Raw genomic sequence first — 11,426 nt, 5'->3', positions numbered from 1 at the left:
TCACCGCTGCGCACTCGAGCACCGGGTGGGTGCCGGGGCCGGTGTGGTCGGGGTTGCTCATGGACACGATTTTACGCCCGATATGCCTATTTTTGAACAAATGCACGAAGGTGGTGACCATTGTGAACACGTGTGACGAATGAGCCGAGTTATCCCCAGAAACACCCGAGCAGGTTTGGCCTGCACGGATCAATTTCGCTCCGACCACCGACAAGCCGGGCCCAGACGCGACATGCTCGGCTCCCGCCCAGGACGACACGCACTCCCGTGGTTCCACTAGCGTTCGGACATGCTTGAGTCCCAACGAGAGCCGACACCTCGCGAAGATTCTGGGGAACTGGAGACCGCCCTCGCGTTTCTGACGTTCGCCCGCCACTGCCTGCTGAAGAAGGTCGACGGGCTGAACGAGGAGCAGCTCCGCCGTAGCCTGGTCGTCTCGGACACCACGCTTCTTGGCCTGGTGCAGCATTGCGCAGCCGGAGAGCGCTGGTGGTTCGCCCATCACCTCGGAGGCGACCCGGCATACGCCACGACCGACTTCTCGATGGTGGTCCCTCCCGGCCGCTCCGCAGCAGAAGTGATCGCCGACTATCGCGCAGCCATCGCGGAGAGCAACCGCCACATCGCAGCGGCCGGAGCACCCGAGGCGCTGACAGTCCTCCCCGTCGATGGCTCCCACAAGACGCTGCGCTGGGTCTTGGCGCACGAGACCGGCGAGGTGATCAGGCACGTGGGCCACGCCGACATACTGCGCGAGCAGATCGACGGAGTCACCGGCCGCTGAAGGAGCTTCCTTCGCGCGCAGGTCTTCCAGCAGCAGGCTGGCTACTTCCGCAGATGCCCGGCTAGTTGACCGGCGAGCTCCACGGACGCTTCGATTTCTTCGCGGCGGATCGAAACGCTCTCGACGTTGAGGCCGAACGGCACCCCGAGCCGGCGGCAGTAGTCGATGAGCTCGACCGCCGTCGCGGTGGCTTGCGCCAAGGATGCCAACAGCGGGTTCGCCGCGTGCCGGAGGTCGTTCTCGATCCACCTCGGAACGTCGACTCCCAGCCAGCGCAGGAACTCCAGGGTCTTCATCGAGCCGCACACCGAGAAGGTGAACACGATCGGCACCGGCACCAGCCCTCGTGACTCGCACTCGTATCGGTAGTCGGAGACGAGGTTCTTGGCCGCATTGAGGTCGTAGACGACCTGCGTCACGAAGAACCGGCAGCCCGCCTCCTGCTTCGCGATCAGTCGCAGGTGCTCGTTCTCGCGGCGGCTGTGCCGCTCGGGGATTGCGACCCCGCCCAGCAGAAGGTCCGGGTTGAGCGCGACGCTCATCGCTTGCGCATCAGCGAGCGAGACCGAGGGAGAAGATCCGCTCGAGGCTGCGCCGACCATCACCGACAAGGTGCGCCGAGGGTCCTGCTCGGCGATCCAGGAGCGCAGGTCCTCGCGTTGGTACTTGCCCACGGCGCGGTAGACGATCACCGGAGTCCCCCACTGCTCCAGATGTTCCGCTCGGTATTCGGCGGGGTCGACCGTGGGACTGAACGGGAACGGACGCTCCTCCGGATTGCGGGAGCTCTCGTCGTCGATGTCGTAGAGGACCAGGCCATCGAGATCGAGGTGCTCAAGTCGTTCGACGGTCGCGCGTGCGATCTCCGGCAGTCGGTCCGTCGGTGTCGACCTCCTGGGCGGCGTCACCGCAAAGATGACGAAGTCCCCCTGGCCAGATTTGATGCGAGCTGCGATGTCCACAACGCGACCGTACGTCCACTCAAGGCCGAGACCGTTTCTCCCACTGGTTCGAGACTATGCAGAGCTGCACAGGAGCAGGGGTCCTACGTTGTCCGCGACGCTGCGCCACATGTCACCAGGCGTTGGTTCTCAGCCACCGTGCTCCGCCACCGTGCGAACGGGCACACTGACCCGAGCAAGACTCCGCCGTTGACTCAGCAGGGAAGGAACTGGCCATGCCCCGGACGCACCACGTCGTATTCCTGGTGTTCGACGGTATGAAGATGCTCGATGTGACCGGGCCTGCTGAGGTCTTCGCCGAAGCCAACCGACTCGGAACTCGCTACCAGCTTCGCTACGTCTCCCCTACGGGTCACGCAGTCGTCACGTCGATCGGAGCCACCCTGCCCGTCGACCGTGCGTCCACGGATGTCCTCGAAGCAGAGACGGTCATCGTCTCGGGCGGTGACGACCTCCCGGTGAAGCCCATCCCGGGCGACCTCACCGCTGCCGCGACCGAACTTCACGCCCGGTCGCGTCGCACGGTGTCCATCTGCACGGGATCATTCGTGCTCGCAGCCGCCGGTCTGCTGGACGGCCGTCGGGCGACAACACACTGGCGTCACGCGGATCTGCTCGCACGCGCGTTCCCCAAGGTTTCCGTGTCCCCGGATGCGCTCTTCGTGCAGGACCGCGGGATCTACACCTCGGCCGGTGTCTCTGCCGGCATCGACCTCGCACTCGCCCTCGTCGAGGAGGACCACGGACCAGATCTCGCCCGCGAGGTCGCACGCAACCTGGTGATGTTCATGCAGCGACCCGGCGGGCAGTCGCAGTTCGCCGCTCCCCTGCAGATCCGCCCTCCACGAACACCTTCACTGCGGGCTGTGGTGGACCTGGTCTCCGCACAGCCGTCTCTCGAGCACAGCACCCGTTCGCTGGCTCAGCACGCTGGGGTCAGCCCCCGTCACCTGGCCCGACTGTTCGCCGCCGAGCTCGACACCTCCCCGGCCAGGTTCGTGGAGCGCACCCGGCTCGAGCACGCCCAGTCACTCCTCGATCGCGGTCACGGGGTCGCCGAGGCCGCGAGCCTGGTCGGCTTCGGTAGCGCGGAGACCATGCGACGACTCTTCAAGGCCAGGTTCGGTGTCTCGCCGAGCCAGTACCGGGCACGGTTCACCACGACGACTCCCGCTCAGGAGACAGGAACGGGCGCGTCCCACTGACCCCGATGGGGCCACAGAAGACGTCACTCCGGCCAGGCGTTGTTCTCGATGATGTCGACGAAGTTCGCGCGCTCGAACCGGGGATCGAAGTGGGCGAGCACGTCGTCGTTCATCGTGCCGAACGTGGTCTCCGGGCGGTCCGCCATCCCCTCGTTGAAGGCGTGCAGGATCTGCCGCTTGAAGTCCGGGCGCGGATGGGCCGCGACAACAGTCTTCTTGTCCTCGTCGCGTATCTCGTCCAGATCCAGACCGAGTACGTCGGTCTCCACACCCAGCGTGACCACACCGACCTCGGGGGCCAGGTGCAGGGGCAGCTCGGGAGTCGTGTGGAGGGCGATGGCGAGCCACACGTCGCGCGCGTCCGCCTCCGAGCGGCCGTGCTCACGCAGGAAGTCGTACGCCGCGTCGGCACCGTCGATCTCGAAACGTTGGTCGGTCGTGCGGAACTTCTGAGTGAGTCCCAGGTCGTGGAACATGCCGCCGACGTACGCCAGCTCGGCGTCCACTTCGATGTCCCGCGCCCTCGACTTCAACATCCCCCAGAGGAAGACGCGCCGGGAGTGATGGAACAGCGAGTCCCCCACCAGCGGGTCGTCGGTCGCCTCCCGCACCAGCGCGGTGGCCGCGCGAGCCAGCTCGGTGTCGGGGATCTGGATGCCTGCGATGGTCTCGGTCACGGGTACGTCTCCTGTCGAGTGCTGATGACCCCACCAGCATCGCGCCGCCCTGCCCCAGACGACCCCGCGAAAACGGACAAGGATCACCTGATCTGCGCCAGACGGACGCAGCCCCAATGCCTCAGAACTCCTCCCGGCAACACAGCGACGCCACGAGCTGGACGCCCGCTTGCCTGCGTGGACAGAGCCTGCCGTGGCGTGATTGCGGAGGTTGACCGCAGCGAGGAGAACCACTGCGTCCTGCCACAAGATTGTGGAGCAGACCCACACAGGCGATGTCGGACGAGATTCCCAAAGCGCTGCGAAGACCGGTGCCCAACGGACAAACTCGCCCAATGGCCTTCGTGCGGTTCCTGACCGCAGCATCCCTGTCTGCTCTCGCCCTCGGTTCCATGTGTACGGGCACGGTGGCAGGAGCGGCCGCGGCGTCCTCGGACCGCTCGACGGATCCCGGCCTGCACGGGAAGGCCGCGATCGACCGGCTCGGTGACGAGCTCGATGACGCTGCCCGTCGTTCCGGGCTGAGCACGAGCGAGCTCCGCAGGATCTTGACCACCGACGACTCGGCCCAAGTGGTGCCGGGTGGTCAGTTGGTCTACGCCGACACGTTCCCCGCGCAACCCAGCGCCGCATCGGCAGAGGTGGCCCAAGCCCAGTTCCCCGAGGCCCAGACCTTCACCCTGCACAGCCGACCAACCTCGAAGCACACGATCTTCCTGGACTTCGACGGTGCCGACGTCAGCAACACGTACTGGAACTTTGCGTCCGGGATCCCGAACGGCCAGTACGACGGGTTCTCGATCGACGGCGACCTGGGCACCTTCAACGCCGACGAGCACAGCTACATCCAGGAGCTGTGGCGGATCGTCGCCGAGATGTATACGGCGTACGACGTCGACATCACCACCGAGGACACCGGCCCCCCGGCGTACCACCGCGACGGCATCGCCGACGACACCTACGGCGACCACGTCCTGTTCAGCGACGACCCGGACTCCAGACCGATCTGCTCCGGTTGCGCCGGAATCGCCGTCTTCGGCCAGTTCGCGGATCCGACCGACTCGGGGACCGACTCCAAGGAGCCCATCTGGGTGCGCAAGCAGGCGAACGCGTTCCTCACGGCCACCGTCACCGCGCACGAGATCGGGCACACTCTCGGCCTGAACCACGACGGACACACCCCTGACGAGGAGTACTACGGAGGCCAGGGCGCCTGGACGCCGATCATGGGCGCCGGCTTCAACGGGATCTTCCAGTTCAGCAACGGCGACTACACCGACGCCTCCAACAAGCAGGACGACTTCGCGACCATGGTCGCCACCGGCCTGCCTCTGCTGCCCGACGACGCCGGCAACACCGCGGCCTCCGCGACGAGCCTGGGAGCACGGACCGACTACACGGTCGACGGCATCATCACCAGTCGCGACGTCGACTACTACAAGGTCGGCCCGTGCGTCGCAGCACCTTCGGTGGGAGCCCTCGGAAACAGTGCGGGCAGCGGTCTCGATCTGCGCGTCGACCTGCGTACGGCGAACGACACGCTGGTCGCGTTCTCGGACCAGCCGTCCGGCCAGGTCATCGTCGGTGGCTTCGACCACCGGATCGCGAGCGGCATGGACGCGGACACGATCTCACCGAGCGGCGGGCCGGGAACCTACTACGTCAAGGTCGACGGCGTCGGCAACGGCGATCCGCTCGCCACCGGCTACTCCGACTACGGCAGCGTCGGCACCTACAAGCTTTCGATCACCGGCTGCGCGGACACGAACGGCGCTACGCCGAACGCTCCTGCGTCGATCAACCTGACCACCAGCAAGAGCGCTGGCACGCTGACCTGGACGGCCCCGTCGTCCGGACCGGCGCCGAACGGCTACCGGATCAGCGGGATCGAGGGAGGACCGGTCGAGGTCTCCGCAAGCACCAGGTCGAGGGCGATCACCGTGCAGGGCGGCCACGACGTCAACGTCGCGGTCACGGCTCTGAACGCCGCCGGGGGCGGAGTCCCGAAGACGTTGAACCGGCATGTCGCGAGCTGGGTCCCGACCACGGCGCCTGCCATCACCGTGACCACCAGCGGCCTGAAGGCCACGATCAACTGGAAGCCCGCCGCGAACCCCGGCAACGCCTACCTGCGCTACTGGTTGCTGACCATCGACGACCAGATCCTCCCGCAGACCGCAGCAGTGCGGAGCTTCACGAAGACGTTCTCGACGTACGGCTACCACACCGTGAAGCTGAGTCCCCAGATGGACGCCGAGCTCCCAGGAACGGCCCCGGGTCGGACCGTCAGGGTCCTGGTGGCTCTCAAGCCATCGGCTCCCAGGATCGGGAGTCCGTCATCGGGCAAGGCGGGGACGCCCGTCAACGCCACCGCTCGCTGGGCGGCTCCGTTGCACAACGGTGGCGCTGCGATCACCTCGTACAAGGTGATCGCCTCGAAGATCGTGGAGGGCCGGGTCGTCGGCTCGAAGGTCTCCGGACCGGTCTCGGCCAAGGCCCGCGCGTACACGTTCAGGCTCGCGAAGGGCTACTACAGGTTCCGGGTCGTCGCCTACAACGCCAAGGGCGGGTCGCCAGCGTCGGCGTACTCGAAGAAGGTCACCGCGAGGTAGGTCGTCCACCCGGAAGACGGGCCAGGACCGAGCCTCACGACCACCCGACCGTCCGAACCGCCCGGACGACTGCCGAAACACTCGTCCCAACCGCCGGTGGAGATGACGGTTCGCTCGCTCAGGGTCGCGCGTAGCGTCATCGTGTCGCGGGCGCCGTACTCCTCTCCACGACGACTGCCACCCGAACTGCGCGCACTGTCTCAGCCGATCTCCCCCTCGCCTGCGCCGGCGTTGTCGATCAGCGCCAGGGCAGCGGTCGCAGCCGCATGGACGTCGCCGTCCCGGATGGCAACGAACAATCCCTCGTGCCAGTCGTGCTGCCCCGTGATGAACCGGGAGAAGCACTGCCCGCCCTTCAGGTCCAGCGCCATCGCCTCACTCAGACTTGAGTAGAGCTCCGCGAGCACGTCGTTCCCCGAGACCTCGGCGACCGCGAGGTGGAATGCGACGTCGGCGGTCGCAAAGTCCTCCTCCGCCAGTGCCGCGCCTGCTGCCGCTCGGGCGTCCAGGGTCTGACGCAGGTGTTTCAGCTGGTCCTCGGTGCGCCGTTCGGCTGCGAGCCGCGCCGCGATCACGTCCAGGCCGCGGCGTACGTCGGCGATGTCGTCGTGCGTGGCAGTGAGGAGCCGGCGCCGCAGCGCCACCTCCGTGGCATTGGTCGCGACGACGTAGGTGCCGTCGCCCTGGCGCGGTTGCAGCAGTCCCGCGTGCACGAGGCCGCGCACCGCCTCGCGCACGGTCGTGCGGCTCACGCCCAGCGACTCGATCAGTGCGGTCTCGGGCGGAATCCGGTGCCCGACCGGCCAGTTTCCTGCCGCGATCTCCTCGCGCAGGGACTCGGTCGCGGCGTCCGCCATGGACATACGCGGGATTGCTTTCATCAGAACTCCCTCTTGCAAATTCGTCATACGTATGGTCATAGTACATCTACCGAGTGACGCACACCACATGGCATGGTCGATGAAGACCTCACCCGAACCCAGCCTGTGATCCCCCTCTTCTCGCTCGCAGCTCTGGAAGGTCCGCCCTGATGACCACCTCAGAATCAGTACCGCCCATGACATCCTCCGACGCCACCGATGCGTCACGTTCCTCGTCCGGCGCCGTGACTCGCGCCCTCGATGCGATCCCATTCAACCGTGCCCACAAGCTCATCCTCGCCATGGTGCTCTTCGGCGCCTTCTTCGACGTGATGGAGGAGAACGCGCTGGGTGCGATCGGCCCCACCCTGAAGGACATCTGGGGCATCTCCACACCACAGCTCGCATTGCTGCAGACCATCACCATCTCCGCGATGATCATCGGCAAGGTCTTCGCCGGCATCGTCGGCGACTACCGCGGCCGGCGCTATGCCCTGGCGTTCAACCTCGTCCTCTACTGCTTCGGCGCCCTCGTCTGCGCTCTGGCGCCCAACTACCTCGTGCTCGCCATCGGCCGCTTCATCGTCGGGCTCGGCCTCGGTGGCGAGATCGCCGCCGGCATGACCATCCTGAGCGAGTTGGTCGCCACCAAGTACCGCGGCGCCATCGTCGCGTCGCTCAACATCGGAGCCGGCGGCCTGGGCAACGTGATCTCCTTCGGCTTCGCCGCGATGGTGCTCGGTCCTCTCGGCCAGTTCTTCGGCGGCCCCGAGACGAGCTGGCGCTGGATGTTCGGCCTGCTCGTGCTTCCCGCCCTCATGGTGATGTTCTACCGGCGCTACCTGCCTGAGACTCCGCGCTATCTGGTGAGCAGGGGACGACACGACGAGGCCAACCGCGTGCTCAGCCTCCTGCAGGCGGGGAGGCTGCACGACGACCAGCTCGTCGTGACGGAGTTCGTGCCGCCCAAGACCGACGTCGAGGGTCCCGCTCCGAAGGTGCACCTGGGCGAGGTCTTCCAGGGCGTGCTCCTGCGCCGCACCTGCGCCCTGGCCGTCGCGTCGTGGATGACGTTCGGTGCCCAGATCACGGTGCTGGTGCTGATGCCGACCATCTTGGTCGAACAGGGCTTCACCGTGACCAAGAGCCTCACGTTCACCATGGTGATGAACTTCGGCAGCCTCTTCGGCGCCGTCGCCGCGACGTACGCCGCGATCCACTGGCCACGCCGTCTGGTGATGACCGTCGGCGCCATTGCCGCCTGCCTCTCCGCCCTGGCCTTCGGCACGCTCGCATCGTCGGCTGCCACGATCCTGCTCTTCGGCGGTGCCTTCCAGTTCTTCGTGCTGCTCCTGAACAGCACGATCTTCGCCTGGTCCCCCGAGCTCTATCCCACCCGCGTGCGTGCCTTCGGTACCGCGATGATCGCTGTCCAGGGGAACGTCGCAGGGGCCCTTGCGCCGATCGGCGCCGGCTGGCTGCTCGACAGCTCCGGCATGGGAACCGTCTTCATCGTGATCTCCGGAATGTACGCCGTGATGGCCGTCGCCACCCGCTTCGCCCCGGAAACTCACGGCCGGACCCTCGAGGAGATCAACCCCACCTCACTGCTCCCCCGCTCCTGACCACCACCAGATCACCAATTCCGAAAGGACCATGACCATGGACAAGTTCCACGTCTCAGCCACCTCCCACTGGCCCAACTACCTCCCCGAGTACGTCGCCCGAGAACAGGGCTTCTTCGCGGACGAGGGACTCGACTTCACCCGCAGCGCGCCGACGGACTGGACGCAGGTCCTGACCGACCTCAGCGACGGCACCGCCGACCTGGTGCTGGGCGGGATCTGGGTCCCGACGATGTATCACGGCCGCGGCCGCGACTACGTCGCCGTCGCCGCCCTCAACTCGCGAAACCCGAAGGTCCTGGTGATGCGCGAGCCAGCTCCCGGATTCTCCTGGCGAGACCTTGAGGGCAAGATCGTCCTGGCCCCGGGGGCCGGTGGCACGGCGCCGTACGTCCACACCGCTGGCCTGATGCGGAAGGCCGGGGTCGACATGACCAAGGTCCGCTGGGTCCGCGACCTGGCCGGCTCGACCCTCACCGAGCTCTTCCTCGGGGGGCACGGCGACGCGCTCGTCACCGACGCCATCAACGGCGCGCTCCTCGAGCGTGCGGGCAAGGCCTCGATCGTGGCACGCCACGACGTCGACGGCGGGCTGATGCCCAACAGCGTCTACTACACCGACCGTGAGCGGCTCGAGCGCGACGACACGGTGTGGCGCTTCTGCCGTGCGATGCAGCGTGCCTACGACTGGCTGCGGGAGCACTCCGCGGTCGAGGCGAAGTCGCTCCTGGCCCGCGAGTGGCCGGGGATCGAGACCGACCACCTGATCGAGATCGTTGACGACCTGCGTCAGCGCGGGATCTGGGAGGACATCCGCATCGCGCCCGAGGGGTACGACGAGTGGTTGCGGATCCAGGTCGAGGACGGCCTGGTGGGAAAACCGGTCCGCTACGACGACCTGGTCGACCCGCGCCCGGCCGAGGACGCCGTACGCGCCGTCGGAGCAGCCCGATGACGATCGTGCTCACGCGCTCGGACGTGGCCGAGGTCATCGACATGACCGACGTGATCGAGGTCGTGGAGCAGGCGCACCTCGCCCTCGCCTCAGGCGACGCGATCCAGCCAGAGCGCGCGGCCTTCGAGCTGAAGGGCAGCGACGTGCTCTATGTGCCGATGGTCGCCGGCATCGGCTCCATGGAGGTCGGGGGCGTCAAGCTGATGACCGACACCCCGAGCAACCGGGCCCGGGGACTGCCCGCCCAGCAGTCCGCCATCTTGCTGGCCGACGGGACGTCGGGTGCCCCGAAGGCGCTCATCGACGGTGGGATCGTCACCCGATTTCGCACCGCCGCCGCCTCGGCCGTGGCTACCAGACACCTCGCGAACCCGTCCGGCGGTTGCCTCGGGCTCATCGGGGCAGGCGGGCAGGCTCGGGCACACCTCGAAGCCATTCGGCTGGTGCGCCCCGTGGACCGGGTCCTGGTCTGGACGCGATCCAGCGCGACCGCCGCGGGCTTCGTCGAGCACGCCCGACAGACGGGCGTGCACGTCGAGGTGGCCGACTCCGTCGAGGACGTCGTGTCGCAGGCGGACATCCTGTGCACGCTCACCCCGTCGAGGGAACCGCTGGTGAGCGGCGCCTGGTTCAGGCCGGGCATGCACATCAACGCTGTGGGGGCGCCGCCACGGGTGGACCACCGCGAGATCGACTCCGAGGGCATCCGCCGCAGCCTGGTCGTCGTCGACCGGGTGGACGTGGCACGCCAGGAGTCGGGCGACGTCATGATTCCGTTCGCGAACGGCGACATCGGCTACGACCACTTTGACCTGGAGCTCGGTGAAGTCGCGTCCGGGAGCAGGCCGGGTCGCAGCTCGCCGGACCAGATCACGCTCTACAACTCGGTCGGCCTCGCCATCCAGGACATGGCGACCGCACGCATGGTCGTGGAGAAGGCGCTGCTCAAGGGTCTCGGCCGGACCATCGACCTGGGCAGCTGACCTGCCATGGCCACCGGCGCCCAGGTCGAAGCCCACCGCGCGCTGCAGCGGGCGTTCGAGGTGCTCGAGCTGATCGCGGACAACGACGGGAGGATGGGCGTTGCTCAGCTGGCGGCTGAGTCGCGCCTCCCCTTGTCGTCGATGCATCGACTGGTCAGCACGTTGGTCAAGCTCGGCTACCTCCACCAGGAGCCCTCACGGAAGTATGTCCTGGGCGCTCCGCTCGTCCGTCTGGGCCACGCGTCCTCCAGGCTGCTGCTCGCGAACTGGGGGCAACCGAGGTTGGCCAGGCTTGCGGACGAGCTCGGAGAGTCCGTGCACCTGGCCATGCTGGACGGGGACGAGGTGCGATACGTCGCCCAGGCCCCGTCCAGCCGTTCAATGCGGATGTTCACCGAGGTCGGCCGCCGCGTACTGCCGCACTGCTGCGCGGCCGGCAACGCGATCCTCTCCGCGATGGCGGAGGACGAGGTACGCCGCCTGCTCGCCCGCACCGGCATGCCGCGCTACACCGAGAACACGATCACCGACACGGACACCTATGTCGAGAGACTGCGCCTGACCGCCGAGGCGGGCTACGCGCTCGACGACGCAGAGCAGGAGACGGGGGTCCGCTGCGTGGCAGTCCTGGTGCCGGACAGTGCGGAACGGTTCGCGCTCTCGGTCTCCGGCCCCACCACCCGGATGTCGGACGAGGTCGTCTCCCGGGTCGTGCCACTGCTGATCCGGGCCAGCTGGGACATCGCCGCCGTCCTGCCCTGAC

At 67.3% G+C, this 11,426-nt stretch carries 10 protein-coding genes; 7 read left to right on the top strand and 3 right to left on the bottom strand.

The features are described 5' to 3' along the window. Positions 1–289 precede the first annotated feature (289 nt). Positions 290–784 (top strand): DinB family protein, encoded by a 495-nt coding sequence (locus tag ASD66_RS21975; RefSeq protein WP_056892226.1) that lies wholly within the window; start codon positions 290–292, stop codon positions 782–784. 41 nt (positions 785–825) lie between these two features. On the opposite strand, the gene ASD66_RS21970 is transcribed toward ASD66_RS21975, so the two are convergent. Continuing rightward, on the bottom strand, positions 826–1,746 hold the full coding sequence (locus ASD66_RS21970; protein ID WP_056892225.1) for a methylenetetrahydrofolate reductase: 921 nt from the start codon (positions 1,744–1,746) through the stop codon (positions 826–828). Between the two features lie 215 nt (positions 1,747–1,961). On the opposite strand from ASD66_RS21970, the gene ASD66_RS21965 reads away from it, so the two are divergent. Beyond that, positions 1,962–2,951 (top strand): GlxA family transcriptional regulator, encoded by a 990-nt coding sequence (locus tag ASD66_RS21965; protein WP_056892224.1) that lies wholly within the window; start codon positions 1,962–1,964, stop codon positions 2,949–2,951. Between the two features lie 23 nt (positions 2,952–2,974). Here ASD66_RS21965 and ASD66_RS21960 read toward each other — a convergent pair whose 3' ends face one another. Next, complete coding sequence (locus ASD66_RS21960) at positions 2,975–3,628, bottom strand: HD domain-containing protein (RefSeq protein ID WP_056675587.1); 654 nt, start codon at positions 3,626–3,628, stop codon at positions 2,975–2,977. Positions 3,629–3,963: 335 nt separating this feature from the next. Between ASD66_RS21960 and ASD66_RS21955 the strand changes: the two genes are divergently transcribed. Beyond that, on the top strand, positions 3,964–6,240 hold the full coding sequence (locus ASD66_RS21955; protein ID WP_056892223.1) for a zinc-dependent metalloprotease family protein: 2,277 nt from the start codon (positions 3,964–3,966) through the stop codon (positions 6,238–6,240). A 200-nt stretch (positions 6,241–6,440) separates the two neighbouring features. On the opposite strand, the gene ASD66_RS21950 is transcribed toward ASD66_RS21955, so the two are convergent. Next, positions 6,441–7,121: a FadR/GntR family transcriptional regulator gene (locus ASD66_RS21950; RefSeq protein WP_056892222.1), complete on the bottom strand. Its 681-nt coding sequence runs from the start codon at positions 7,119–7,121 to the stop codon at positions 6,441–6,443. A 176-nt stretch (positions 7,122–7,297) separates the two neighbouring features. On the opposite strand from ASD66_RS21950, the gene ASD66_RS21945 reads away from it, so the two are divergent. Genes ASD66_RS21945 through ASD66_RS21930 form a run of 4 tightly spaced genes read left to right on the top strand, consistent with a single transcriptional unit; the run spans position 7,298 to position 11,425 of the window. Next, positions 7,298–8,725, top strand: a complete 1,428-nt coding sequence (locus ASD66_RS21945; protein ID WP_056675579.1) for an MFS transporter — start codon at positions 7,298–7,300, stop codon at positions 8,723–8,725. Between the two features lie 37 nt (positions 8,726–8,762). Then, entirely contained in the window at positions 8,763–9,680 is a 918-nt protein-coding gene (locus tag ASD66_RS21940) for an ABC transporter substrate-binding protein (protein WP_056892221.1), read from the top strand. After that, positions 9,677–10,663 carry an ornithine cyclodeaminase family protein gene (locus ASD66_RS21935; RefSeq protein WP_056892220.1) on the top strand — a complete coding sequence of 329 codons (987 nt, stop codon included), beginning with the start codon at positions 9,677–9,679 and terminating at the stop codon, positions 10,661–10,663. Before ASD66_RS21940 ends, ASD66_RS21935 begins: the two co-directional genes overlap by 4 nt. Positions 10,664–10,669: 6 nt before the next feature. After that, positions 10,670–11,425: an IclR family transcriptional regulator gene (locus ASD66_RS21930; RefSeq protein WP_056892219.1), complete on the top strand. Its 756-nt coding sequence runs from the start codon at positions 10,670–10,672 to the stop codon at positions 11,423–11,425. Position 11,426 lies beyond the last annotated feature (1 nt).

Source organism: Nocardioides sp. Root151 (genome assembly GCF_001427925.1).
Taxonomy (GTDB): domain Bacteria; phylum Actinomycetota; class Actinomycetes; order Propionibacteriales; family Nocardioidaceae; genus Nocardioides.
This window is presented reverse-complemented; position numbering and strand designations above follow the sequence as displayed.

Excerpts from the sequence above, each read along its gene's own strand:
- ASD66_RS21975 (WP_056892226.1), top strand. The coding sequence starts at position 290 with ATGCTTGAGTCCCAACGAGAGCCGACACCTCGCGAAGATTCTGGGGAA.
- ASD66_RS21965 (WP_056892224.1), top strand. The coding sequence starts at position 1,962 with ATGCCCCGGACGCACCACGTCGTATTCCTGGTGTTCGACGGTATGAAG.
- ASD66_RS21955 (WP_056892223.1), top strand. The coding sequence starts at position 3,964 with ATGGCCTTCGTGCGGTTCCTGACCGCAGCATCCCTGTCTGCTCTCGCC.
- ASD66_RS21950 (WP_056892222.1), bottom strand. The coding sequence starts at position 7,121 with ATGAAAGCAATCCCGCGTATGTCCATGGCGGACGCCGCGACCGAGTCC.
- ASD66_RS21945 (WP_056675579.1), top strand. The coding sequence starts at position 7,298 with ATGACATCCTCCGACGCCACCGATGCGTCACGTTCCTCGTCCGGCGCC.
- ASD66_RS21940 (WP_056892221.1), top strand. The coding sequence starts at position 8,763 with ATGGACAAGTTCCACGTCTCAGCCACCTCCCACTGGCCCAACTACCTC.
- ASD66_RS21935 (WP_056892220.1), top strand. The coding sequence starts at position 9,677 with ATGACGATCGTGCTCACGCGCTCGGACGTGGCCGAGGTCATCGACATG.
- ASD66_RS21930 (WP_056892219.1), top strand. The coding sequence starts at position 10,670 with ATGGCCACCGGCGCCCAGGTCGAAGCCCACCGCGCGCTGCAGCGGGCG.